The organism is Vibrio sp. SNU_ST1 (genome assembly GCF_030563405.1).
Lineage (GTDB): Bacteria > Pseudomonadota > Gammaproteobacteria > Enterobacterales > Vibrionaceae > Vibrio.
In genome coordinates this window covers 409,855-435,543 of record NZ_CP130749.1, presented here as the reverse complement: position 1 = coordinate 435,543, position 25,689 = coordinate 409,855, and the positions used below count along the sequence as shown (strand labels likewise).

Sequence of the window (25,689 nt, the reverse complement as noted above, 5' to 3'; positions counted from 1 at the left end):
TATACCTCTAATTTGAACCTTAAATCAATTTATGATTCAACCTTGTCGGCTTTGCCTGCCGCACCCGCGAGCTTTGCCAATTGCTTATCGAGCCACAATGGCGTGTTACCAGAATCTTCCGCGTTCTCTTTTCTTCGAACAGCATCTCTAACCATCATTGCGCCAACCCAACGAAATGGCTCTGGTGGGAAATAGCCTCGTGGACCGCTAATTAAGCCACTACGTGTCCATTCGTTATCATCTCCTAACACCATTGAAGACAAAATCTTTCCGCCCATACGAGTTTGAGCCACACCATTACCTGAGTAACCGAGCCCATAATAGATGTTGTTTTGGCCTTTTAGATTACCAAAAAATGGCAATCCTGTGACCGAACGATCTGAACCGCCCGACCAGTTGTAATCGAATTCATTCTGCTTCAGTTTAGGGAACAATTTCTGGAAAGATTGATTGAGAATCGGTAGGTAGTTAGTCGTTTGGTTAAACATGCTTTCAACCTGATTCGCAAACGAGAATTTATTGCCGCCTTTGCCCAACATGAGTCGTCCATCTTCAGTGTCACGGTAGTAATGAACAAAGATGCGTGAGTCCACTACCGCCACTCCTTTTTCGGGACCAAACTGCTTGAGTTTTTCTGGAATAGGCTTAGTCACTACCATGTCAGACGAGACAACCACAATGCTGCGTTTGAACTCTTTAAAGTGATCGAGCATCCATGCATTGAGCGCTAAGATCACTTTATCGGAAGTTATCGTCCCACCCTTGGTTTGGACGCGAGCTGGTGATCCGTAATCAAGAGAAGTCATTTCTGTATTTTCGTAAATTTCGACACCCAATTCGATCGCAACTCGGCGTAAGCCTCTCGCTAATAAAGCCGGTTGCACACTGCCTGCGGCTTCCGAGTAATAACCTTCAATATGACGGTCTGAACCGGCTTTATCAGGCAATGACTGATCGCACTTCTTCCAGCTATTTATGCCCTGCTTGACCAATTCATTCACAACAGGATCCATTCCACCCTTTTGAGCTTGATTAGTCGCCGTGTAATAAGTACCGCTGCGATACAGATGCGCGTCGATGTTGTGTTCGTTACAGAAAGCTTCGATCTCGTAAATGACCTTTTCAGACTCCTTAACCAGCCATTTCGCTTGTTCTTTTCCATAGAGCTTTTTCAACGTTGGATACTTTGTCGACCACGTCAGCATACACCCGCCGTTCGCGCCAGAAGCACCGCTGCCGCACAAACCTTTTTCAATCACCACAACGTGCTTTTGAGGCTGTTGTTGTTTGATGAAAATCGCCGTCCATAAACCAGTGTAACCACCGCCGACAATGGCGATATCACAGTTAACGTCTTTTTGAAGCGGCTTAGCCGAATCTAGTCCCGCATTGATGCCGCCAAATTCCTGTTCCAATGCTTGCTTGAACCAATATGAGTAATGCTTTGTCATTTGTTGTACCTTACTTAAAACCTAAAGGCGTAAAACTAAAAAAGGAAGACCGAAGCCTTCCTTTGCTGATTTCTTACTTCTAGTGGGCTGCATATTTAATGGACTAAATGCCTAATGAACCAAGTAGCCAATAAACTAACTAGCTCAGCAGATTAAGATTTTGGCTCTGATTTAGCGTCAAACTTCTCAGACCAAGTTTTCAGAACATCTGCACGTTCGCTGCCCATGCGAGCGAAGTCCATTTTCGCCATGTTCTTCTCTACGTTCGGAAAGTTCTCTGCTTTGCCTGTTACATCTTGGTGGCCAACAACTGGGTACATTTCGATGTAAAGTTCATTCGCTGCTTTAGAGATAGACCAATCGATAACACGTTGCGCTGCATCCGAAGGCTTAACAAGACCTACCGCTTCAGATTCCCAACCGATACCTTCAGGCGTAATCACAGAAAGTGGCGCACCTTGAGTTTTCAGCTTCGCACCGCGGCTCGCCATAGAAATACCGATAGCCACTTCACCCATACCCGCTTGAACACATGGCTTCGAACCGGAGTGCGTGTAATGAGCAATGTTTTGATCTAGCTTCTGCATGTAGTTCCAACCTTGGTCTTCACCCATGTTTTGTAACCAAGCCGAAACCTGCATGTAGCCCGTACCAGAAGACGCCGGATTTGGCATCGCAATGTGACCTTTGTAGATAGGCTTCGTTAGGTCATCCCAAGATTTAGGTGCAGGTAAGTTAAGTTGCTTAGCAACCATTTCGTTAAAACAAACTGCATTGAAAAATGCGTCATTGCCATACCAAGCCTGAGTGGATTGCGGGTCGTTAAGATTTGCACGCAGCGCTTCTACACCTTGAGGAGTGTAAGGCTTGAGAATGCCCTCTTCTTTAAGCAAAGCCATAGAAGAACCCGCAAGACCCCACACCACTTCTGCACGAGGGTTGTTTTTCTCAGCTAATAATTTTGCCGTCATGATCCCGGTAGAATCACGAACCCATTGGATGTTGATGTCTGGGTTTTCACTTTCAAATGCGTTTTTGTATTTCGCTAAAATGTCAGTTTCAAAAGCGGTGTAAACCGTCACTTCCTGTGCTGCATAAGCATTACCAGCTAATAGAGTAACTAATGCTGCAAGTGATCCTTTCATAAAACGGTTTTTCATCATTTTCTCCAGTCAGGCTCAACTCTAAAGTGAGAAGTTGCCAAGGTTAAAATTGTTAAAGCTAGAAGCCCCATCAAGAGGCGCCTATATCCATAAATTCATTTAGGTTGTTAGTACATACCTTTGCATTGGTATGCACCAGATGGCGAGTACTAACCTAATCGACTTTTGTGACGGTTAAATGAACAAAAAATGGCAGTTTCAAGATCGAAAACTTTCTCAAGACAAGCGACGCATTTGAATATGAAGCTTTTATGAAAATGATGTTTGGGCTATTTACGACCGTTTAAATTGGTTGTTAAAGTAACCGTGAATATTGGTATAGTCCAAAACAAGAAATCACGAGAATTGAGCATGAGAAACGAATACTTACTACTGACACCGGGTCCTCTATCTACTTCCGAAACCGTTCGCCAAGCGATGCTAAAAGACTGGTGTACATGGGATGATGAATACAACAAAGACGTTGTAGAAGTGATTCGTAGCAAGCTAGTGACTTTGGCGACTGAGCAGACGGGTTATACGAGCGTATTAATGCAAGGTAGCGGCACCGCTTCCGTTGAGGCAACAATCGGTAGCGTTATCTCTAAAAGCGGCAAGCTTCTTGTTGTTGATAACGGTGCGTATGGTGCTCGTATTGCTCAAATCGCAGAATATTTAAACATTCCATGCCATGTCGTTTCCCCAGGTGAAACATCACAGCCTGACTTGAACGAAATGGAAACGACATTGGCCATGGATTCAGACATTACTCATGTTGCAATTGTGCATTGTGAAACCACCACCGGTATGTTGAATCCGATTGAAGACATCGCCAAATTGGCAAAGCAGCATAACAAAACCGTCATTCTTGATGCGATGTCGAGCTTTGGTGGTATCCCTATGGATATTGCTGAATTAGGTATCGATTACATGATCAGCTCAGCCAACAAATGCATTCAAGGTGTACCGGGGTTCGGCTTTGTTATTGCTAAGCAGTCAGAGCTAGAGAAGTGCAAAGGCCAAGCTCGCTCATTAAGCCTTGACCTGTTTGACCAATGGCACTGCATGGAAAGCAACCATGGTAAATGGCGTTTCACGTCTCCGACTCATACGGTGCGCGCTTTCTACCAAGCTCTACTTGAATTGGAGGAAGAAGGTGGTATCGAAGCTCGTCACAATCGCTACCAAACCAACCAAACCACATTGGTTACAGGTATGCGCTCTCTTGGCTTTGAACCACTGCTTAATGATGATCTTCATTCACCTATCATCACCTCTTTCTATTCTCCAACTCATAGTGATTACCAATTCAAGGAATTCTATGACCGTTTGAAAGAACAAGGGTTTGTGATTTATCCGGGCAAGGTTTCAAACGCAGACTGCTTTCGAATCGGTAACATTGGTGAAGTTTACCCTTCCGACATTGAAGCCCTCATTGGCGCAGTGAAAAACGCAATGTACTGGGACATTAAATAATGACGACGACCAATCAAGAGCCAATTCTAAAGGCGACACACTTTCGAAGCGAAGGCGATGTGAACACCACACCAGCTCGTGAGAAATGGAACGAGTCGCTAAACGATGATGCGACTCAAGCGATGTTAAAACGTGACTCTGACGTATTTCTTCATCAAGCAATGTCAACACCTTGCCTAGACACACTTAAAGCGGCAGAAGGCATCTACATTCAAGATGCGACTGGCAAGAAGTACATGGACTTTCACGGCAACAATGTTCATCAGTTAGGTTATGGCTACCCACACATCATTAATAAAGTGACTCAACAAATGGCGTCATTGCCGTTTTCACCGCGTCGCTTTACCAATGAAACAGCCATTCAGTGCGCTGAAAAGCTGACACAGATCTGCGGTGGTGATTTGAATCGCGTGTTGTTTGCTCCCGGTGGCACCTCTGTGATTGGTATGGCACTCAAGTTGGCTCGACATGTCACCAACAACTTCAAAGTAGTATCGCTATGGGATTCATTCCACGGCGCGTCACTGGATGCAATCTCTGTCGGCGGTGAAGCTTGTTTTCGTGAAGGCATGGGGCCTTTACTGGCAGGCGTAGAGCGTATTCCACCAGCGGTTTCTTATCGTGGTGCTTTTCCGCTTCGTGACTCTTTTTCGCTTCGTGATAGTTTTCCGTTAAGTGGGAATAGCGCAAGCGATGACCATGAAACTGCATGTGATGTGCACTATGCCGATTACCTTGAGTACGTCATTGAAAAAGAAGGTGGCATCGGTGCCTTCATTGCCGAAGCGGTTCGTAATACGGACGTTCAAGTGCCAAGTAAGGCTTATTGGAAACGCATCCGTGAGATCTGTGATAAGCACAACGTCATGTTGATCATTGATGATATTCCAAACGGTATGGGTCGTAGCGGCGAATGGTTTACTCACCAAGCATTTGATATCGAACCTGACATCCTATGTATCGGTAAAGGTTTTGGCGGCGGCTTAGTTCCAATTGCGGCGATGGTCACCAAAGACAAATACAACACAGCAGCGCAAATTTCACTGGGTCATTACACCCATGAGAAGAGCCCTATTGGTTGCGCGGCAGCACTTGCCACCATGGAAGTGATTGAGCAAGAAAACCTACTTGAAAAAGTGCAAGCAGACAGCGCATTCGTGCGCGAACAATTGCTTCAAATGAAAGAGAAATACCCAGTTATTGGTGACGTTCGCGGCATCGGCCTGCTTTGGGGCGTGGAGTTGGTCACCGACCATATCACCAAAACCCGAGCGTTCGATGAAGCAGAAGCAGTACTTTACCAATGTCTGAACGATGGTCTGAGCTTTAAGGTGTCACAAGGTAACGTGATTCAATTGAGCCCACCATTGATCATCAGCCGCAGCGAACTAGCAGTCGCTCTGTCTGTCTTCGAAAACGCAATAGCAAAAGTCTGCAAAGACTTTGAGTACCTTTAAACCACCTTTTAAAACATGTCTTGAAGAAATAATTTCAATCAACCAATAACCTAAAGCAATCATTCGTCCCCCAGTACTTTTGAACTGGTAGTGACACAGAAATAGGACACTATTATGAACACAACATCACCTATCCAAGCGGTTATCTTTGACTGGGCTGGCACTATCGTTGATTTTGGATCGTTTGCTCCAACGAGTATTTTCGTTGAAGCATTCAGACAAGGTTTCGACTTTGACATCGACTTAGCAGAAGCTCGTGAACCTATGGGGATCGGCAAATGGGATCACATTCAAGCCGTGGGTCGAATCCCTGCTGTTGACGCTCGTTGGAATGCCCAATTCGGACGCTCGATGACAAGTGACGACGTTGATGCGATCTACGCGGCATTCATGCCTCTTCAGAAAGCGAAAGTAGCCGACCACGCAGCACCAATTTTAAACGCCATTGAAGTGGTAAATGACCTAAAAGAAAAGAACATAAAAATCGGCTCTTGTTCTGGTTACCCACGTGAAGTGATGGATGTGCTAATTCCAGCTGCAGCAGATTACGGTTATCTTCCTGACAACGTAGTTGCAACTGACGACTTACCTCAAGGTGGCCGCCCTGCTCCATTTATGGCACTTAAAAACGTAATCGACCTAGGTGTGACTAGCGTTGCTGCGTGTGTAAAAGTAGACGACGCAGCACCGGGAATCGATGAGGGCCACAATGCGGGTATGTGGACGGTAGGCCTTGTATTATCAGGGAACGAAGCCGGCTTAACCTACCAAGAATACTTAGATGCGGATGAAGCAACACTCGAAGCTGCCCGCGAAAAAGCATCTGTTAAGCTCAACAAATCAAAACCACACTACCTAATCGATACGATTGCAGATTTGCCGGGTGTCATTGCAGACATTGAAAAACGTTTGTTAGCCGGTGAGCGCCCATAACAGCGACACCCCCGCTCCATCCTACAACTCAGGCTATGTAGCTAAATAATCCGTGCACACAAAAAGATGAAACCTCATATCACCTTAAAATGATATGAGGTTTCATCGTTTCCAACATTTAAGACAACAATTGATCAACAAAAAAGCTATAAATAGCGCCTTGAAAACTATGAATACCAACAATCCGATTGACTATCATACGCAATCAGACTAACAATATATTAGTAGTTCCTTAAAAGTTCTACCTGAATCAACGCCTTGATTTACTTACGGTCGCAGTGTCTTAGCCAGTAAGTTATCGCTTTCCAGGCCAGTTCAGATAACAATAAAAATTGATCCAAGGATAAGATTATGAAAAAACTTTCTAAAATCATGTGTGCTGTCGTCGCAGCTTCGGGCTTAGCGGCAGCTCCTTCTATTGCTGCAACCACTTATGTTGGTGCAAAAGTGGGCATGGGTTGGCTAGATAGTGCCTGTGTCGATGGCGTTAAATGCGAAGATGATTCTGTAGCGGGTGGCCTTTACGGTGGCTACAACTTTTCTGACAAGTTTGCTCTTGAACTGAGTGCAGACTACCTAGGAGACTACGATACAAGCTTTAATAGCACAGGAACTTTGAAGCAATATAGTGATTCAATCGTCGCTATCTCTCTGAGCCCTATGTATCGACTCGCTATCCAACAAAAATTTGATATCTTCTTCAAAGCTGGCCCTGCTTACATCATGCACGATGACGAAGATGACGTAGTATTGTCTCTTGGTATCGGTGCTGAAAAGCAATTCGCAGAAGACTGGGCACTGCGTGTTGAATACCAATACTTCGATGATTTCGATGACAACTATGTTCAAGACTTAAACTCTAACCTTGTTACCGTTGGCCTTAGCTACAACTTTGGTACAGGTAACACAACGGCTTCAGCAGCCGCCGCTTCTGCAGTCGTTGTTACACAGGCTCCTGCAGAGCCAATTGCCGAACCAGAAGTCGTTGTTGTTGAAGAAGAAGTTGTGGTTACTAAAGCGAAAACTGAAAGCTTCTCTCAAGGTATGTTTGAGACAAACAGCACTGAATTATCTTCAGAAGGCAAAACTGCATTAATGCCATTAGTTGAAGTTCTGCAAGCTCACCCTCAATCATCAGTTAATGTTGTTGGTCACACGGATTCAACAGGTGCGGCAGAGTACAACATGATGATCTCTAAGAAGCGTGCTGCTGCTGTAGCCGCATACATTGAAGAGCAAGGCATTGAAGCGGACCGCATTACAGCTTCAGGTGAAGGGGAAGAAAACCCTGTAGCATCAAACGCTACAGCTGAAGGTCGTGCGCAAAACCGTCGTGTTGACGCAACGATCCCAAGCTTCGAATACCAAGAAAAAGCGCAAATGGAAGAAGTTATCGTAGAAACGGCTGAATAATAGCATTCTACCTTGGCCTAAATAATAAGGGCGGAGCACTTGAAAGTGCTCCGCCCTTTTCTTTATCTGGCTCTCCCCATATGCCGTCAGCTATAAGTAGAAGCCGTAAAAGTCAGTCTACCGCCAAACTGTACAATCAGAGACTAGACGATTTCCCAACTGTGGGTCATCTCTACGCCAGCACCCAGCATTAAACATACTGAACAGTACTTTTCTAATGAATCCGCACAGACCTTAGCTACAAGCTCGGGGTCAAGATCATCACCAGATACTTCAAAATGAATATTAATTACAGTGAAAATTTTTGGTGCCGCGTCACGACGTGTCGTTTCAAGTTTTGCATTGCAGCCGGTGATGTTCTGACCTGCAGATTTCAAGCCATCAACCACATCAACAGAGCTACAACCACCAGCAGCCATTAACACCATTTCCATAGGGCTTGGCGCGGTAGCACCGCCACTACCATCCATAACGACAGAGTGACCTGATTGAGATTGACCTAGGAATTTAAAGCCTTCGACCCATTTAACTTCTGCTTGCATGCTGTTCCTTAGATGTACGGAAACCGCCATCATTATCTATTATATCAATAATGGACACCCTACTACTGGCAGCATTTATGAGCAAGATTTTCTGTTTGAGATATTTTTTTCATGAATAGTGTAATTTTTTCCATCTAAACCCTGTCTCTATTCGTACATTCAAAATCGAATGAGAAAAACGTCAAGATGAGGTATCTATGAATAAATTATCTAAAATATTGGTATCACTCGTGGTTGCACTACCACTGACTTCGCTATTTGTAAGCCAGACTGGCACTGCCAATACAATGGATAAAGCGATGGATTCAGGTAAAAGTGAAATCGCGACACTGGCTGGTGGTTGTTTTTGGTGTACCGAATCCGACCTAGAAAAACTGACCGGCGTCACCGACGTTATCTCTGGTTATTCCGGTGGTGAATTAGAAAATCCAACCTACAAACAAGTTTCCTCGGGTAAGTCTGGACACATCGAAGTGATCAACGTCACTTATAACCCAGATATCGTTAGCTATGAACAGGTTCTTGATCAGTTCTTCAGACACATCGACCCAACCGATGATAAAGGCTCATTCGTAGATAGAGGTCCTCAATATCGACCTGCTATTTTCTATCATAACCAAGAGCAAAAAGACGTTGCTCAGAACTTCATGATGGAAATAGACAAAGCTCAGGTCTTTGGTAAGCCACTAAAAACAGAGCTGATTAAGTTTGAAAAATTCTGGCCAGCAGAAGAATACCATCAAGATTATTACAAGAAGAGCAAGGTTCGTTATAACTACTACCGCTACGCTTCAGGTCGTGATCAATACCTAGATAAAATCTTCGGTGATGATAGAAAAGAAAACCCGAAAACGATCCGAAAAATCATCGACAGTAAGAATGCGACAGCCAACGCTAAAACCTACGTGAAACCGTCTGATGCCGAGATCAAAGCATCTCTAACTTCACTGCAATACGATGTCACACAAGACGACGCAACAGAGCGCCCGTTTGACAACAAGTACTGGGACAACAAGCAGGAAGGCATTTACGTTGATATCGTAACGGGTGAGCCTTTGTTCTCTTCAAAAGACAAATACAAATCAGGTACAGGTTGGCCGAGCTTTACTCAACCAATCAGCGAAGCTTATGTGGTAACCACCACTGACTACAAACTGCTTTACCCGAGAACAGAGGTTCGCAGTAAGTTTGGCGACTCTCACCTAGGACATGTTTTTAAAGATGGTCCAAAGCCAACAGGTTTACGCTACTGCATGAACTCAGCCGCTATGCGTTTTATCCCAGCAGATAAATTGGCTGAAGAAGGCTACGAAGAATATATGGAAATGTTCGAAGGCTAAAGCTTAAGTACTAAGAAATTAGTGCTACACCTATACCAACAAAGCCAGCATAACGCTGGCTTTGTTTTTCTAACACACTAACAAGAACTATAAATCCTAGCCTGTTAGCATTATTACCCCGTTAACATTATTAGCCCGTCAACACTGTATCTTCAGGGTATTTCAACAAGGAAGGTTCTGGACGAGCCAGCATGTACGCCAAAGTCAAAGGACCAATACGCCCGATGACCATAACGACAATCATGATGTATTTACCGGGCTCAGTCAGGTTTGCAGTTAAACCAGCTGTTAAGCCAACCGTTGCAAAGGCTGAGATCACCTCAAACATGACTCGATCAAACGCAGCCTTTTCAGTAAGCATTAACAAAAACATCGCGGTAGTTAATAGCGCGCCACTGACCACAATAATAGCCAATGACTTTGTTACTGCTTGCCAAGTTACGGTGCGTTTAAACATCACTACGTGCTTTTTCTGCCGCAAGAATGTCCAAGTTGCAACAAATGCAACCGCGAAAGTCGAGACCTTAATACCACCGCCAGTGGAAGTCGAACCAGCACCAATCAACATCAGTACTATCATCACCAATAATGCCGGTTGTGTATATTGAGACAAATCGACACTGTTGAAACCAGCGGTACGAGCACTCGCCGATTGGAAAAATGCCGCTAACCACTGACCTTGGATAGAAAGGCCTTCCATGGTCGCGGAGTTGTTTTTCTCCAACAACCAAAACAATACCGTACCAACCAACAACAAGGCAGGGGTTGCAGTTAGCATTATCTTGGTATGTAAATGTAGATGTCTGAAACCTTTACGCCAGTTACTCGATAAGTCGCCGACGACTGTGAAGCCTAGCCCGCCGAAAATAAACAAGCCAGCTAAGGTAAAGATCACCAGTGGATCGTCAACAAAACTCATCATACTGTCTGAAAACAGCGCAAAGCCTGCGTTATTGAATGCTGATATCGCGTGAAATAACGCATAAAAGCTCCCCATTGACCATCCCATCTCAGGCACCCAGCGGAAACAGAGCAATACAAAACCGATAAATTCAGCCACTAATGCAAAGATGATGATCTTCTTTACCAATTTACGGAGATTAATCTTACGATCTTGACCCAGCGCTTCCTTCGCCAATGCTTGTTGCTTGAGGCTTAATCTCACGCCAAACATATAGAGTAGTACCGCAGACAGGGTCATCTGCCCTAACCCACCCACTTGCATCAAGAACATCAATAAGATTTTACCCGCCAGAGTGAAATGATCGCCCGTATCGACAACACCCAAACCGGTCACACTGATCGCCGACGTGGCAGTAAACAGTGCATCCGTAAAGCTTAGACCTGTCACAGAGAACACAGGCAGCGTCAGCAAGATTGCTGAGGGGATAAGAACACCTAAGAAACTGGTCAGAATAATCTTGGGTTCAGAGCCTTTGCGTGGTTTCTTATCAATCTTAAGGGTGTAGAAAGTACCTTTTCGTTTTAACGAATTCATACTGTTACCTTATTACCGATTGCCAGTTACTATTTGCCTATTACCAATTGCGCAGCTTTTTAGCTAAGGTATCTTTCGGCCCAGCAATGATCACCACATCCCCAATTTCTAAACTCACATCCAGTTCTGGTGCTTTCGTTAAGTTCGGGCCACGCTTGAAGCCAAGTACCTCCACACCAACCTCTTTGCACAGCTTAAGATCGCGAAGTTGCTTACCCAAGAACTTAGATCCAATAACGATTTCCGTCATCGCTAAGCCACTGCCAAGATCAATAAACTCAAGAACGCGTCTATCCAACATTTTACGCGCGACACGAATCCCCATATCTCGTTCGGGCATAATGATATGATCAGCGCCAATCTTAGCTAGGATCTTGCCGTGGAACTTATCGTTCGCCTTCACCCAGACTGCTTTTGCGCCTGACTCTTTAACGACCAACGTTGTGAGAATACTGGAATTAACGTCAGATCCAATCGACACCATCACCATGTCATATTCATCGAGCCTTAACTCTTTAACTGTCTCTTCGCTTGTACAGTTCGCAACAATCGCTTGAGAAACAAAAGCCGCCGCATCTTTCACTCGCTCTTCATCAATATCTACGGCGAGTACCTGTGAGCCTGAACTTTGTAGCTCTTTACAGACAGAGAGACCAAAACGTCCCAAGCCAATAACTGCATATTGTTTGTCACTCATTTATTACTCCACTTACAAAGCTACGTAACATCGAAAACAAATAATGAAATTGTCTTCATACAAAAAAACGACTATATATCCATATATAGATACAATTGTCAGCTAATCGCTTGATTTATAAAGGTAGAGAACAAAAGTGATTTCTGCTAATTTCTAACCCACTATTTCTGCGGCAGTACACACAATGAATGAATTCATAACCCAAGTACAAACCTACATTAACCAGAGCCATAGTGATTGGGCAAACAGCGTCCTATTCATCACTATTGCGAGCTTTCTCGCTTGGGTCGCTTGGCGAATTATCCATAATCGCTTAGAAATTCTGGTTCAGAAAACCCCATTCCACTGGGATGACCTACTGCTAGAAGCGCTAAAAACACCTGTCAGTACGTTACTTTGGTGTTGGCCTGCTACCGTCTCTGTGGGGTTAATCCTTCAAAACCAGTTTGGCAATGAAATCAATTGGTTAAAGACGCTTAAGCACATATTGATTATCTGTACCTTCGTTTGGTTTACCTTACGAATGATCACCAACACTGAAGCGTACGTCTTAGAACAAAAAACCAGAGACGAAACCACAGTGCAAGCTATCGCGAAAGTCGCTCGCTTGTTCTTTATGGTGATGGGCGGCCTGACCATCATGCAGGCATTTGGTCTGAGCCTATCTGGCTTACTCACCTTTGGTGGTGTGGGTGGCTTAATCGTCGGTTTGGCAGCAAAAGATCTACTGTCGAATTTCTTTGGCGGCATGATGATTTACTTCGATCGCCCTTTTAAAGTCGGTGATTGGATACGATCTCCTGATCGTCAGATCGAAGGTACCGTCGAGCGTATTGGTTGGCGCATGACCATCATTCGCACCTTTGATAAGCGACCTTTATACGTGCCAAATTCGGTATTCAGTAACATTGTGGTGGAGAACCCATCAAGAATGTTGAACCGCAGAATCAATGAAACCTTCGGGCTTCGTTATCAAGATGCAGACAAGCTAGCTCTAATTGTTGATGAAGTTAGATCCATGCTCGAAACACACCCTGACATTGATGCAAAGCAAACGCTGATCGTGAACTTTGATAAGTTTGGTCCATCAACCCTTAATTTCTTTATCTACACCTTCACCAAAACGGTCAACTGGGTAAGATACCACGAAGTTAAGCAAGATGTCCTGCTGCAGGTGTTGGCGATTATCCATAAACACAATGCTGATATCGCCTTCCCAACACAAACACTCAAGATCGATCCTCAAGATTTTGGCGAAGCTCAAGGTATGGTCATTTCCAACCCAGAAGGTCATTAAGAAGTAATACCAATGACTTCTATCTAGTAGTTAAGATCCACAAAAAAGCCCTTACTCGCGATTGCTAAGTAAGGGCTTTGAATTTTCAGCAGCTTAATCGCCGACTGTAATGTGTAATAATCAGTCTATTTGTTACGACGTGCTTCAACAGCACCTGCAAGTTGACGAAGTACTGTTTCAGTATCTTCCCAACCAATACATGCGTCAGTAACAGATTGACCGTATGTCGCCGCTTTACCGTCAACTAAGTCTTGGCGACCTTCAACTAGGTGAGATTCAATCATCACACCAAAGATTGCTTTATCACCACCAGAGATCTGTTCACTTACGTCATCAGAAACGTTCATTTGGCGTTTGAACTGCTTTGAACTGTTCGCGTGGCTGAAATCAATCATCACCTTCTGTGGAAGACCTGAAGCTTCTAGCTCTTCTTTAATCTTGCCAACGTGCTCTGCGCTATAGTTTGGCTCTTTACCACCGCGTAGGATGATATGACAATCAGGGTTGCCTGCGGTTTCAACGATCGCTGAGTGGCCGTATTTAGTTACCGACAAGAAGTGGTGAGAAGCGCTTGCAGAGCGAATTGCATCTGTTGCGATCTTGATGTTGCCATCCGTACCATTCTTGAAGCCAACTGGGCAAGATAGGCCTGAAGCCAGTTCACGGTGAACTTGAGATTCTGTAGTACGTGCGCCAATTGCGCCCCAGCTGATTAGATCTGCAACGTATTGCGGCGTGATCATATCTAAGAATTCACTCGCCGTAGGCATTCCCATATCAGTTAGGTCAAGTAGTAACTTACGTCCTAGACGAAGACCGTCATTTAGTTTGAACGTGTCGTTCATGTACGGGTCGTTAATTAAACCTTTCCAACCAACGGTGGTACGTGGTTTTTCAAAGTAAACACGCATTACGATTTCAAGGTTATCGCCTAGTTCGTCGCGTAGCACTTTCAAACGTTTACCGTACTCAAGCGCAGCTTCTGTATCATGAATAGAACATGGGCCAACAATAACAAGTAAGCGATCATCGCTATCTTCTAAAATATTGTGGATCGCTTTGCGGCTTTCAAAGGTTGTAGAAGAAGCAATTTCTGTCGCAGGAAACTTTTCTAAAACAGCAACAGGTGGTAATAACTCTTTTACTTTGTTAATTCTTACATCATCAGTCTGGAACATTGCTTACTTCTTCCTATTTTCTATCCTTGAGGCTGAATGCACGTTATCTCACGTCACTTTCCATCAGCATTTATCTTCTTGTTCCCTGTAACTTAACTAGTAAAAACCACAGTTTCAATCACTAATTAAAAAAAAACGCAATTTATTTTGTGTTTTATATTTAAAACACCCCGTATAGCATTATTTACACGCTATCGATTGCGCAGTTATCAGACACATCAAGAACACAGCTCTTCAAACTATCCTGGCTAAAGTATGTCTCACGCAACGATAGATAAAAGCTCTTTACCACACGTACAGTCTTTACAAACGCATACACAAAAAATAGAGAGCTAAAGACTTTTCGTCGTATAGAGAAAAAGTGGGAACCAGCACCATAACTTTGGTTGGGATGTTGCTCATCGATAAATAGAACCGATCAAATTTGGCAATTTCTGCGCAGGAACGGTATATGGAGAATTGTACAGGCGAAACAAGAGGAGATGTGACGACGAAAGAAGCGGAAAATGGCTTAGGGCTTTCAACACTCCGGATTTAATGTTGGCTGCGCAACACCTTTATCTTTAATCGTTAACTGTGCTTTTCAACTTTAATTACACAAACAGAAAACAGCTCTTTCATTGGTACGTAGTTACAATGATAGCCGTGGATATTTGCGGCTACCCACTGCTCAGAAGTAATACCAGAAAAATTAATATTGTAACCACAGTTGATTGCAATATGTTCAAACAACAAACGTTGAGCACGACCATTACCTTCTCGAAATGGATGTAGAACGTTAATATCGCAATAATACTCAGCTAATTTAGTAATAAATTCATCGTATGGAAGATCAACTAAATACTTATCTTTTTCTAACATGGTAAACAGATTATTTGCTTCTTTTTCAATCCTAACTACATTACAAAAACGTGTATTCCCCTTTGAAATATCAATCGTTCTTAATTCACCAGCCCATTCAAATAGATCGGAGAACAAAGTGTGATGAATTGAACGCAGATAACTGAAATCGTAAGGAGGCAATTGAAACTCTACATACATTGCAGCTAACGTTGTTAAATCACGTTCAGCAGCCTCCAACACAGCTTCATTGCTGATATTGAGCTTATTAACAAGAACCGAACTATTTTCGTAAGTATAAGGATCTTGTGTTGTGCCATATTTATCAGTCATTGAGCACCTCTAACGAATTTACGTTTGAGTATTTGTTTAACAAAATTTGACGTTGTTGCTCTCTGTCGAGTGATAAGTCGAAATCACTGGCAACATCATGCCCCTCTAAACGCATACTTTCTTTAAAGTTATCCATTTTAACTTGTTCGAAATAGGCATGTTTATCTTCGAAAGAGCAGAGTATTGAATTAGTTGGCATAACTAAATCAATGTTATTAAGTTGAGATTGAATCACTTTCCCCGACTCAAAAACACCCCAACTATTAATAGAAAAACGAAAGGTTCTACCTTGACGCTTTCTTTCAATATTTAAGCCTAGGTTTTCAACTAATGAATTAACCACAGATTGTACTTTTCGCTCAGAGATACCAGTTGCGGCAACGATAGCTTGAGTATTTGGAGACTCCAATCTTGTCATTGCAGCTAGAACTAATAATTCGTACTTCATGCTTACCTCGCACATTTATGCGGAAATAATATTAGTCTACTACTCAAAGAGAATGATTACCATATTTGAAAGCTAAATTAATAAAGAAGCCGTAAGAGAAAGACATGGCTCCCCTTTTCGAGGAGCTGCCACACTTATGTGATACTTAACTGCTCCGGAGGCACCATGTCTGATTATTCTTAATTGTACGGTATCGACTTAGTTAAAAGCCATTTTGCCCTCATGCCGTAGAGCAAAATAGTAAGGTCATATTAATAAGTCGGTAACGGGCTCTAACCTACTGACTAAAATAGTAAATATATCAATCAAACAAATAAACACTAAAGCGCATATTAGGTGCACATTATTGGGCAACAACAGTCAATAAACTAAGTCACGATGCCCAATTTATCGTTGTCGATTTTGACATGCGTAGAAGTGAGCGGAGGCACCTGGCCAAAAGGCATTGATAATAGAGAGAATGGCATCAACGAAATCAGAGGAGATGTGACGACGAAAGAAATGAAAAATAGCTAACTGGTTGATAAGATTGCGATCGGAACCTTACGTTGACCTCGCTCGCCTTGAGAAAAGCCTCAAAGCGATGTGCCCTTCAAATGCAATCGTATAATTTACTTAATAAAATGGCTTCGGGCTTATTCAACACTCAGGGTTTAGTGGTGGCTACGCAACACCTTAGTCCTTATTGTTATGAGTACTTCGTTCGAATTTCCTTCAAAAGGTTCAATACACACTCCTCTATAAGTGGCTCAAGGTCAGAAAACCCAAATTCTGGTTTAATGTGAATGATTGAATTCAAACGTAGGAGACCTTTAATATAACCACTCCAACTAAGCTTGTTTGTTGAACCCAATGTTTCGATTGTCTCACCGCTAGCCAAAGAAATAACATCAAACTCTATTGTCACTAGAGGGCGCCAACCTAAGATTGCTCCGAAGCCAAACAATAACGTCCCTCTTCTATGAAATGGCACACGCACAACTAGAGCTATATCGTTTTCAGCGAAACTATCTTCAGGCACTGAATCCAATGGCAACATTCCTACTAGTTTGAAGCGAATATCATCAGTTAGACTGACACTATCTGATGACATTGAATATTCATCTATAACTTTTAACAGATCTCTTCTAGGTGAAATTTTTATTGAATCTAGATATACAGCCACTGAAACTCCTGTGTACTCATAACCCTTTGCTAAGCGGCAATAAAATTGTTGGCTAATACCAATCGTAGTAAATAACTGGTCACCCTAGCTTGTTAAAAACCTCGATAACTTCGTTAGAATTTTTGATTGTAGAATAACTACTTATCGAAAAATCCTGCCTTGTTCTCAAGCTTTTTTTCTACGCTATTTTTGAACACTTACTTACTGTGATTGGTATAAAATAGCGAGGAGCGAGCAAAAGCCAACTGTTTTTTGTCCGTTTAAGTAACTTGTTGAACGAAGCGGCTGCGCGGCAGAGTAAAACGAGTGCAAGCCATACTCTTGTAGCACCATCATCTTGATGGCTATTTACAGGAGAACCCCCATGAAACCCGATGACTTAAAACGCTACAACTCCCTTTATTAACAACACCTTACCAACCTAAAGCTGCAAGGTAAACACCCTGCGACGATTGATGCTGACTCCCGTGCGGTTCGTCGGATCACCGATCATTACGATCGCGTCCCTGACACATTAACCACTGCCGACCTCAAACAGTTCTTTACGTCCTCACTCGTGAAGCACCATTAAACTCGATCGTAATGGCTTACAGTTCTTCTATCGCTACACGCTCAATAAACCGTGGGATACGGTCACGTTCCGCTATAAAGAGAGCCAAACCAATGCATGGCGAACACGCACCTTACCGACTATCGAGTTCTTGCTGCTCATTTTGCAGCACGTGCTACCCAAGGGGTTACAGCGAGTACGAGACTACGAGGGTTTACGTGGTCAAGCTCACGCCTTAAGGGCCCGCATTCAACTGCTGTTATTGAACTTGCTCTATATTATGCCGCCGCTAACGGCACCGATAAGGACCAAAGCAATACGAATATGCCCTTGCTGTGAGCATGAGATGGCGTGCGTTGGAGTGAGCCGACCCACGTAGCCGAAAGGCATTAGATAATAAGGAGAATGGCATCAACGAAATCAGAGGAGATGTGACGACGAAAGAAATGAAAAATAGCTAACTGGTTGATAAGGTTGCGATCGGAACCTTACGTTGACCTCGCTCGCCTTGAGAAAAGCCTCAAAGCGGTGCGCTCTTCAAATGCAATCGTACAATTTACTTAATAAAGTGGCTTCGGACTTGTTCAACACTCGGGATTTAGTGTTGGCTGCGCAATACCTCAATCCTTATTCATTATTCATTATTCATTATTCATTATTCATTATTCATTATATTCACTCTTACGTCTAAGTGAATAATTGACCGACTGTTTTCATCGGAATGAACATTCTTACACGACCATTGATTTCACAAAGAACCTCGAAACCATATTTTGCGTAAAATGACTCAGCTTGTTCAGTTAAACAATCAACAACAATGGCATAAGCTCTCATGTGAGAGTTAATTTCCCAAAGATATTCAAGAGCTTTGATTAAGCTAACTTTACCTAACCCACTTCCATGAAATTCTTTATGAACTGCCAGTTGAGCTAAAAGGAAAACAGGAATTGGATAGCGTGGTAATTTTTTAGCCATCGCCTGTGGCAACGTATCACGGCTAATTGAACTTGGCGCAATACTATAAAATGAACAAATTGGATATTTTTGATTTGGCAGTGACACAGAAGCAGGTAAAACCATAGTGCGGCAGATACCTGCTCGCATATGTTTAGCGGCTAAAGTTTGGATAAAATCATTTAACTCTTTTTCACCGCAGTCAAATGATTCTCTATCGTGTTGTGATTTATCCAATTCTTTGAAAGTCTTGGAATAACTCACTTAAACTCACCACTTTTAGTAAATGCAGCAGCTTCAAGTAGTGCTTTATTCGGAGCCTTAGCCTCGTCACAAGCAATCATGAATTGATCAAATACATTTGCTTCAACAGTGATACTTTCATGCTCAGAAATTACCTTAGTTGAATCTTCGTCCATTAGACGAACAACGTATTCAGTTAAGCTTTTTAAACCAAGTAAAGCTGAAGCTTTCTCAGCCTTAGCTTTGATTTCTTCATCCAAGCGAATATCAAGTCTTGCAGTAGCCATAGAACCTCCAATCGTACGGAGTAATTCCGTAACTAAATTGAGTATAAGATTTAAACAACCAAAGTACAACTTGTACGGATCTAATACGGATTTAAGCTTTAAGCTTTGTGAATATAGCGCCTAACATAAGGTGCGCCACGACAAACTTACCAAGCGCACTTCATACCCACAGTAGGCAACGAAACTTACACCCACATCTGCACATTATTGTGGCGGCAGGCCAATACGACACATCAAGACAAATGTGGCACAAAGGCAACAAGCATTACCTTTTTAACGCGTTTGCTTTGGCCAAAGTATGTCGGGCAAGAATACTAGAGACGATTAATCAACACCCAACCTTGTGGCTGCCGAGTGGCATTCCCAAACAATGGGTGGTCGATTGTAGGCAGGTTGCTTACGGTCAGTCGCCGCTCAACTATTTGTCGCGCTATCTCTATCGTGGTGCGTTGGAGTGAACCGACCCATCTAGCCGAAAGGCATTGGATAATAAGGAGAATGGCATCAACGAAAACAGAGGAGATGTGACGACGAAAGAAACGAAGAACAGCTAACTGGTTGACAAGGTTACTATCGCAACCTTATCTTTGCCTCGCTCGCCTTGAGAAAAGCCTCAAAGCGGTGCGCCCTTCAAATGCAATCGTACAATTTACTTAATAAAGTGGCTTCGGGCTTGTTCAACACTCGGGATTTAGTGTTGGCTACGCAACACCTTAGTCCTTATTCGTTATGTGTATGCCAAAAAAAACAAAGGTGATAACGCAAAAAATACGCACCCGAATAGAAAAAAGTAAAAGCACAGTAAGAAAACTATTTCTGAAAGAGTTTTTCCGATTTTAGCGGCTGAGTCTCCTACATCTGATGCAGCTATTCTTACTGCGACAGGAGCGGTTAAGGTAATTTTCTTTCTTGAAAAAAACTTAGCCGAAACGATTCCCAAGACAAATAGCAAGTAAATGCTAAATGCCGGAGCGACCAATAGCTCGTTCAATGAAGCTATCGCAGATGCAATAAGTGCAAACAAGATCATCGAAACGAATGAAATAGCCCAGATACCTAATATTGAGAACTTGCTAAAGTAAGCAAGCTTCTCAGCCAACAACTTGGGAAGGTAGTACATAATAATCCTCTTTTACACATAACGAATGACATGGATTCCCCCTACCGAGGATCTGCCACACTTATGTGGTACTTAATTGTACCGGAGGCACCATGTCTAATTATTCTTATTTCTGCGGTATCGACCTAGCTAAAAACCACTTTAGTCTTCATGCCGTAGACCAAAACGGTAAGGTCATACTTCATAAGTCAGTAACCCGAACTAAACTACTGACTACAATAGCAAATATGCCACTCATGCGTATAGGCGTTGAAGCGTGTGGTGGTGCACATTATTGGGCAAGAACACTCAATAAACTCGGTCACGATGCCCAATTTATGGTTGTCGATTTTGACATGAGTAGAAGTGAGCGGAGCCACGTAGCCGAAAGGCATCGATAATAAGGATAATAGCATTGACGAAATCAAAGGAGATGTGACGACGAAAGAAACGAAAAACAGCTAACTGGTTGATAAGATTGCTATCGCAACCTTATCTTGACCTCGCTCGCCTTGAGAAAAGCCTCAAAGCGATGTGCCCTTCAAGTTCAATCGTACAATTTACTTAATAAAGTGGCTTCGGGCTTGTTCAACACTCGGGATTTAGTGTTAGCTGCGCAACACCTTAATCCTTATTGTATGGTTGTTTTACTAACCAACAATATATTGTAAAAAGCCTAATTTATATAATGTTAGAAGTAAGGCAACTAAAGCTAGTATCTTTTTTAAATTAGCCATAATAGCTCCCGGGTAGTCACCTATTATGTTAAAAGAAAAAGAAAGGTAAGCTACTAATACAATAATCAGAGTAATTGAATCATCAAAACTTATTGACATCACATATAGAGTAAATAATAAAAATATGCCAGAAAACAAAAGTGAACCATTAAAAGTTAACTTTGCTAGTTTCTGTTCCTTTTTTTTTCTGGCTTTATTAGAAATTGATGAACCACAAGGTGTTTTAATGTCTTTATAATAATCTGAATCATTTACAGATATGGTACTTATCTTGCACTTACCATCATGCGCACATGATTTAGCAACTTCTGACACTTTCTTGTAAAGAAGTGTATCTTCTATTTGATTTACATCTTCTACTACTACTTTACCATACTGACTAATAGTACCACCGCACTCAATTCGAATTTCAAACTCTTCCTTACTCATTAACATTTCCCATTACATCAATAATTTATAGTAGCAATCATTCAAGTTGCGACCGCAACTCAACATTTTAATTCGTGCGAGCACGAATTCATCCGATTAATATATCAAAAAGGTTGCTTATAACCAACTGAATGCTATGCATTTAATATAAAATCGGGTCTCAACATTCAGTGTGAAAACGTGCAAGCACACATTGCCGCCGATGTAGGGCACATTATCATTCTTAGTCACTCACCAATGCACTACTATTCAACAACTTAACATCATTACCCTCGTTAGATTCGTGCTCATTCAAAAATAAAAACTACTCTTCTTTAGGCCATGATTGATTCAATACACAATAAACTGTCTGTGTGTACAGGTCACTGAGGGGAAGGTAAAGCTAGTCGATTCTGAACTCGTCATTAATGAACATGTGAATGTCTAAAAGTAATAATAAATTCGGGAGCTTTGAGGAAAGGTGTTAAGGGGCGATATTAAAGTTACAGCGACTCTGGTGGGTTAAATTAGAAAGGCAAGATTCAGTTCTTGCCTCTGTATTGAGTGTTCCTCAGAAAACCACAACAACTCGTCACTTATTTGGATGGGATGTTGATTTATGACTGTGAGATGCGACTAGGGCTAATAGTCATATTTAAGCGGTTGCACCACAGAATCTAAGCCCTCAATCTTGAGAGCTAAACATAACTGCATTAAGTCGCCCAACTCACCTTGTGGGAAGCCCTTTTTATCGAACCACAGCAAGTATTCTTCAGGCAGGTCAATCAAGGTGCGGCCAGCGTATTTGCCAAAAGGCATTTGCATTCTGGCTAGCTTAATCAGGTTTTCTTTCTCTAGCATTACAAGCTCTTTCTAGACGTCGTCGATGTTCTGTAGAGTATCACCTAAACGTTCAACCCAATAGTTGATCGCATCTTTGGCATCATCTAGCGAATCAATCATAGTAGAAAAGTCTTTGTTACCCGCTTCGCGGTCGATGGCTGCAAACAACGGTGTGCCGTCTTGCGCATCACTGACCAATAGCTCAACACTGGCGCTCCCAACGTTGGTGTGCTCGCCTGTCGTCACCTTAGATATAGTCGACATCGCAAGGCCAAACGGCAGCACACTGCTTGTCACGGCTAAGATCGGGTTGGGCGTTTCAACATTACTTAAGGCAATACTCAAACGTAGCGTGTTCCCTGTTGGTTCATCGACAATCATTTTATGAGGCGATATTTTCGCTTCCAAACGACTCACCATATGATCTGTGAGCTCCTGAATGTCTTCCTGATCTAATGTGCCTTCTTCTGTTAACACAAAGATTTGGTCGATCACCACAGAGTCATAAGCGTCTAACTTGGATTTCAAACGTTGTTCGTCACGCAGCCCTATCCTTGCCCAAACTAAATCAACGCCTCCATCAGGGCCAGGCCGAAAATCTTCATAACTGGTGAATTTAGTAGCGGTTTTAATTGGGCCGCCTGCACAACCAAACAAAAACATGCTGGTTGCAACAAGCAAAAGGACTTTTAAAGGTTTCATAACGCACTCAACTAAATCAAGGAATCAAAGAATTAACTGAGTATGCCATACCCTAAGTGAAAGAGTTGTAGAAAAAGAGGTAAAACTCAGAGCTCGATCTAAAATCAATGGTTCTGAACGGTATGTGCATACTCTACGATCACCTGATTACCTTCGATATAAGCATTTTGGATCTCACCATCAACACTCATTCTACTTTTCAGATAAACCACTTTAGGCCCGGATTCATTGTCTTCTTTAAGTGAAGGGAGCACATTCCTTGGCTCCAAATGAAGCAAACGACAGAAGTGACTAACGAAAGACATGGTTAATGCTTTCTCCCCTCTTAGCACTCGCGAAAAATCCAACTGGTTCATGCCTAGTTTTTTTGAAAACTCCATCTGCGTAATTCGCATTCGAGATTTTTGTGACATCCACGTTTGGTACAAAGCATCTCTATCTTGCTCAGTGAATTCCATTACCGGTTCCTTTATATAATTCATGCCAATCAATTGTCCGGCTTTTCATACATGACATGTCAGGGTTTGGTTAGTGGAAACCAAAGGTTTGGTTTTGATATGGGAATAACCTTGTTTGATCTGTACAGAGCTATCAGAGCTATCAGAGCTATCAGAGCTATCAGAGCAGATAATGATCCGCCAACAGAGCAACAAACAAAATCATAAGATGATAAATGGAGAACTTGAAGGTCTTCATCGCCATGTTAGGCTCATCACGATACTTAAGTACCCAAGCGTGATAAACAAACCCACCGTTGAGTACCAATGAAGCGCTCAGATATATCCAGCTGCTCATGCCGACCAATACAGGCAATATACACACGATGCTAAGCAACAAGGTGTAGAGCAAAATAGAAGTCTTGGTGTATTCGATTCCGTGGGTCACAGGCAGCATGGGGATGTTCACTTTGGCATACTCGTCACGACGATGAATTGCCAACGCCCAGAAGTGCGGAGGGGTCCAAATAAATATGATCATCACCAATAACCAAGCGTTTGAATGAAGCTCATTAGTAACTGCCGTCCAGCCCAATAGCGGAGGCATTGCGCCAGCTATCCCTGCTATCACGATGTTTTGCGGCGTCGCTCGCTTCAGATACATGGTATAAATCACTGCGTAACCCAACAAGCTTGCAAAGGTTAACCAAGCGGTGAGTTGATTGACCCACACCACAAGCGTGACGAAACCAAGTAAGCCGATACCCGCGGCAAAGCTGAATACACGCACACTACTCAGCTCACCTGACGGTAAAGGGCGTCGATTGGTTCGAGTCATCTGGCCGTCGATCTTTTTATCGATCAAATGGTTAAATGCAGCTGCTGAACCTGCCATTAGCCCTATCCCAATCATTCCGAACAGAGTTTGTTGCAAAGGCAATCCATTCGGCACAGCCAAACACATTCCAACCAATGCAGTTAGCAGCATCAAAGCCACCACTTTCGGCTTGGTCAGTGTTAAATAGACCTTCCAAACAGCTTTGTTTTTTGCAGCCGTTTCGTTAATTAAAACGATGTCATTGCTGATTGCTATCTTAGGACTTGAGGCTACGTCTTGAACCACCACTCCATGTTGTGTTGACGTTCTACTGACCATGATTACCTCCTTGTAATACACTGTTCTTCACCAAGCTCTGACTTGGTTTGCGTTGCCACACGACAAAATTGGTCACCACCATGCTGATGAGCAACATCGCCGCGACTAGGTTATGTAAAACCGCAACTGAGATTGGCAGGTGAAACCATACATTACTGATCCCAAGGCTGATTTGAGTAAACAAGACTAATGCGACAATCACGCTCAGCTTTTGGTGAGGCACTTGGCCAAATTTCCATAACTGGTACACGATCATCAGCACCGTTAACGTCGCCACAATAGCCCCGAACCTATGCATGACATGAATGGTAAGCCTTGCGGGATATTCCAACACTCCAAACTCATAGTTATCATGACCGTGTTGAGCAAAATCGAAGGCATTTTTGAAGTCGAGATAGCTCATCCAGTTACCTTCGCAGATAGGTAATTGGGTACACACCAACGCGGCATAGTTCGACGATGTCCAACCACCAAGCAGTATCTGCCCGACCACAATGAGTAGCCCGAACAGCGCCCAAGCCTTAAGTGATGAAGTATACGTAGCCTCACCAAAACGGCTTTGGAATTGAGACAAACGACAGTAGAGCAGACACAACAGTGACAGTAACGTGAAGCCCCCCATCAAATGCGCCATAACCACAACGGGCATCAACTTGAGAGTCACCGTCCACATTCCAAGCAAAGCCTGAAATATCACGGTTGCAGAGATAAGTAATGGTAGACCAGCAGCTGTTATATTCTTTTTAATACACCAAGCAACAACGACAAAGATAAGCAGCCCTAATGTTCCTGCAAAGTAGCGATGGATCATCTCTATCCACGCTTTGTCTGCTTCGAGAGCACGTTCTGGAAATTGTAGATTGGCTTGATTCACTGCTTGGGCATCAGAAGGAACGGTTATCTTGCCGTAACACCCTGGCCAATCAGGGCAGCCAAGGCCAGCATCGGACAAACGGGTATAAGCACCGAGCACGATCACGGTAAGGGTTAATAAGATGGTTAATCTCATCATGTGTATGAGTAAATCAGGGGTTTTATTCTGCATCGTTTATCTCCCTATATT

At 42.9% G+C, this 25,689-nt stretch carries 23 protein-coding genes and 4 pseudogenes; 10 read left to right on the top strand and 17 right to left on the bottom strand.

Features of this window, described 5'->3' with window-relative positions:
- Positions 1 to 29: 29 nt before the first annotated feature.
- Together Q5H80_RS16265 and Q5H80_RS16260 are read right to left on the bottom strand one after the other, a co-directional pair.
- Positions 30 to 1,451: an FAD-dependent oxidoreductase gene (locus Q5H80_RS16265; RefSeq protein ID WP_304570456.1), complete on the bottom strand. Its 1,422-nt coding sequence runs from the start codon at positions 1,449 to 1,451 to the stop codon at positions 30 to 32.
- 152 nt (positions 1,452 to 1,603) lie between these two features.
- Entirely contained in the window at positions 1,604 to 2,614 is a 1,011-nt protein-coding gene (locus Q5H80_RS16260) for a putative 2-aminoethylphosphonate ABC transporter substrate-binding protein (RefSeq protein WP_304570455.1), read from the bottom strand.
- A gap of 351 nt (positions 2,615 to 2,965) precedes the next feature.
- Here Q5H80_RS16260 and phnW point away from each other — a divergent pair, with 351 nt between their 5' ends.
- From phnW to Q5H80_RS16240, 4 genes are all read left to right on the top strand, one after another.
- Complete coding sequence (gene phnW, locus Q5H80_RS16255) at positions 2,966 to 4,069, top strand: 2-aminoethylphosphonate--pyruvate transaminase (RefSeq protein WP_304570454.1); 1,104 nt, start codon at positions 2,966 to 2,968, stop codon at positions 4,067 to 4,069.
- A complete protein-coding gene (locus Q5H80_RS16250; RefSeq protein ID WP_304570453.1) occupies positions 4,069 to 5,526 on the top strand; it encodes an aspartate aminotransferase family protein in 1,458 nt (485 codons plus the stop codon). The genes phnW and Q5H80_RS16250 overlap by 1 nt, the downstream gene beginning before the upstream one ends.
- A gap of 114 nt (positions 5,527 to 5,640) precedes the next feature.
- The gene (gene phnX / locus Q5H80_RS16245) at positions 5,641 to 6,459 is read left to right on the top strand and encodes a phosphonoacetaldehyde hydrolase (RefSeq protein ID WP_304570452.1); all 819 of its coding nucleotides are present in this window, start codon (positions 5,641 to 5,643) and stop codon (positions 6,457 to 6,459) included.
- 351 nt (positions 6,460 to 6,810) lie between these two features.
- Positions 6,811 to 7,872: an OmpA family protein gene (locus Q5H80_RS16240; protein ID WP_304570451.1), complete on the top strand. Its 1,062-nt coding sequence runs from the start codon at positions 6,811 to 6,813 to the stop codon at positions 7,870 to 7,872.
- 143 nt (positions 7,873 to 8,015) lie between these two features.
- Here the strand turns inward: Q5H80_RS16240 and Q5H80_RS16235 are convergent, their stop codons facing one another.
- Positions 8,016 to 8,414 (bottom strand): OsmC family protein, encoded by a 399-nt coding sequence (locus Q5H80_RS16235; RefSeq protein WP_304570450.1) that lies wholly within the window; start codon positions 8,412 to 8,414, stop codon positions 8,016 to 8,018.
- Between the two features lie 197 nt (positions 8,415 to 8,611).
- On the opposite strand from Q5H80_RS16235, the gene msrB reads away from it, so the two are divergent.
- A complete protein-coding gene (gene msrB / locus Q5H80_RS16230; RefSeq protein ID WP_304570449.1) occupies positions 8,612 to 9,754 on the top strand; it encodes a peptide-methionine (R)-S-oxide reductase MsrB in 1,143 nt (380 codons plus the stop codon).
- A 130-nt stretch (positions 9,755 to 9,884) separates the two neighbouring features.
- Here the strand turns inward: msrB and Q5H80_RS16225 are convergent, their stop codons facing one another.
- Complete coding sequence (locus tag Q5H80_RS16225) at positions 9,885 to 11,252, bottom strand: TrkH family potassium uptake protein (protein ID WP_304570448.1); 1,368 nt, start codon at positions 11,250 to 11,252, stop codon at positions 9,885 to 9,887.
- Between the two features lie 40 nt (positions 11,253 to 11,292).
- Positions 11,293 to 11,949 (bottom strand): TrkA family potassium uptake protein, encoded by a 657-nt coding sequence (locus Q5H80_RS16220; protein WP_304570447.1) that lies wholly within the window; start codon positions 11,947 to 11,949, stop codon positions 11,293 to 11,295.
- 184 nt (positions 11,950 to 12,133) lie between these two features.
- On the opposite strand from Q5H80_RS16220, the gene Q5H80_RS16215 reads away from it, so the two are divergent.
- Positions 12,134 to 13,246 carry a mechanosensitive ion channel family protein gene (locus Q5H80_RS16215; RefSeq protein WP_304570446.1) on the top strand — a complete coding sequence of 371 codons (1,113 nt, stop codon included), beginning with the start codon at positions 12,134 to 12,136 and terminating at the stop codon, positions 13,244 to 13,246.
- Positions 13,247 to 13,371: 125 nt separating this feature from the next.
- Here the strand turns inward: Q5H80_RS16215 and aroG are convergent, their stop codons facing one another.
- The 4 genes from aroG to Q5H80_RS16195 form a co-directional block, all read right to left on the bottom strand.
- The gene (gene aroG, locus Q5H80_RS16210; protein ID WP_304570445.1) at positions 13,372 to 14,424 is read right to left on the bottom strand and encodes a 3-deoxy-7-phosphoheptulonate synthase AroG; all 1,053 of its coding nucleotides are present in this window, start codon (positions 14,422 to 14,424) and stop codon (positions 13,372 to 13,374) included.
- A gap of 570 nt (positions 14,425 to 14,994) precedes the next feature.
- Complete coding sequence (locus Q5H80_RS16205) at positions 14,995 to 15,597, bottom strand: putative adenosine monophosphate-protein transferase Fic (RefSeq protein ID WP_304570444.1); 603 nt, start codon at positions 15,595 to 15,597, stop codon at positions 14,995 to 14,997.
- Entirely contained in the window at positions 15,590 to 16,045 is a 456-nt protein-coding gene (locus Q5H80_RS16200; RefSeq protein WP_304570443.1) for a YhfG family protein, read from the bottom strand. The genes Q5H80_RS16205 and Q5H80_RS16200 overlap by 8 nt, the downstream gene beginning before the upstream one ends.
- Positions 16,046 to 16,733: 688 nt before the next feature.
- The gene (locus tag Q5H80_RS16195) at positions 16,734 to 17,210 is read right to left on the bottom strand and encodes a hypothetical protein (RefSeq protein ID WP_304570441.1); all 477 of its coding nucleotides are present in this window, start codon (positions 17,208 to 17,210) and stop codon (positions 16,734 to 16,736) included.
- 364 nt (positions 17,211 to 17,574) lie between these two features.
- On the opposite strand from Q5H80_RS16195, the pseudogene Q5H80_RS16190 reads away from it, so the two are divergent.
- Positions 17,575 to 17,839: pseudogene (locus tag Q5H80_RS16190) on the top strand (phage integrase N-terminal SAM-like domain-containing protein); the annotation flags it as partial.
- Positions 17,837 to 18,139 (top strand): annotated as a pseudogene (locus Q5H80_RS16185) (transposase); the annotation flags it as partial. The pseudogenes Q5H80_RS16190 and Q5H80_RS16185, both read left to right, overlap by 3 nt.
- Positions 18,140 to 18,447: 308 nt before the next feature.
- Here Q5H80_RS16185 and Q5H80_RS16180 read toward each other — a convergent pair.
- Positions 18,448 to 18,978, bottom strand: a complete 531-nt coding sequence (locus Q5H80_RS16180) for a GNAT family N-acetyltransferase (protein ID WP_304570440.1) — start codon at positions 18,976 to 18,978, stop codon at positions 18,448 to 18,450.
- Positions 18,975 to 19,244, bottom strand: coding sequence for a DUF1778 domain-containing protein (locus Q5H80_RS16175; RefSeq protein ID WP_304570439.1), 270 nt, complete (start codon positions 19,242 to 19,244; stop codon positions 18,975 to 18,977). Before Q5H80_RS16175 ends, Q5H80_RS16180 begins: the two co-directional genes overlap by 4 nt.
- A gap of 152 nt (positions 19,245 to 19,396) precedes the next feature.
- On the opposite strand from Q5H80_RS16175, the pseudogene Q5H80_RS16170 reads away from it, so the two are divergent.
- A pseudogene (locus tag Q5H80_RS16170) lies at positions 19,397 to 19,696 on the top strand (transposase); the annotation flags it as partial.
- Between the two features lie 760 nt (positions 19,697 to 20,456).
- Positions 20,457 to 20,696, top strand: a pseudogene (locus Q5H80_RS16165) (IS110 family transposase); the annotation flags it as partial.
- A 297-nt stretch (positions 20,697 to 20,993) separates the two neighbouring features.
- Here Q5H80_RS16165 and Q5H80_RS16160 read toward each other — a convergent pair.
- From Q5H80_RS16160 to Q5H80_RS16135, 6 genes are all read right to left on the bottom strand, one after another.
- Positions 20,994 to 21,509 (bottom strand): hypothetical protein, encoded by a 516-nt coding sequence (locus Q5H80_RS16160; RefSeq protein WP_304570438.1) that lies wholly within the window; start codon positions 21,507 to 21,509, stop codon positions 20,994 to 20,996.
- A gap of 621 nt (positions 21,510 to 22,130) precedes the next feature.
- Positions 22,131 to 22,349 carry a DUF3820 family protein gene (locus Q5H80_RS16155; protein ID WP_009845653.1) on the bottom strand — a complete coding sequence of 73 codons (219 nt, stop codon included), beginning with the start codon at positions 22,347 to 22,349 and terminating at the stop codon, positions 22,131 to 22,133.
- 12 nt (positions 22,350 to 22,361) lie between these two features.
- Positions 22,362 to 23,033: a DUF3313 domain-containing protein gene (locus Q5H80_RS16150; protein WP_304570437.1), complete on the bottom strand. Its 672-nt coding sequence runs from the start codon at positions 23,031 to 23,033 to the stop codon at positions 22,362 to 22,364.
- Between the two features lie 104 nt (positions 23,034 to 23,137).
- The gene (locus Q5H80_RS16145) at positions 23,138 to 23,491 is read right to left on the bottom strand and encodes a hypothetical protein (RefSeq protein ID WP_009845655.1); all 354 of its coding nucleotides are present in this window, start codon (positions 23,489 to 23,491) and stop codon (positions 23,138 to 23,140) included.
- A 160-nt stretch (positions 23,492 to 23,651) separates the two neighbouring features.
- On the bottom strand, positions 23,652 to 24,626 hold the full coding sequence (cyoE, locus tag Q5H80_RS16140; protein ID WP_304570436.1) for a heme o synthase: 975 nt from the start codon (positions 24,624 to 24,626) through the stop codon (positions 23,652 to 23,654).
- The gene (locus tag Q5H80_RS16135; protein WP_304570435.1) at positions 24,616 to 25,671 is read right to left on the bottom strand and encodes a heme A synthase; all 1,056 of its coding nucleotides are present in this window, start codon (positions 25,669 to 25,671) and stop codon (positions 24,616 to 24,618) included. Before Q5H80_RS16135 ends, cyoE begins: the two co-directional genes overlap by 11 nt.
- Between the last annotated feature and the right edge of the window lie 18 nt (positions 25,672 to 25,689).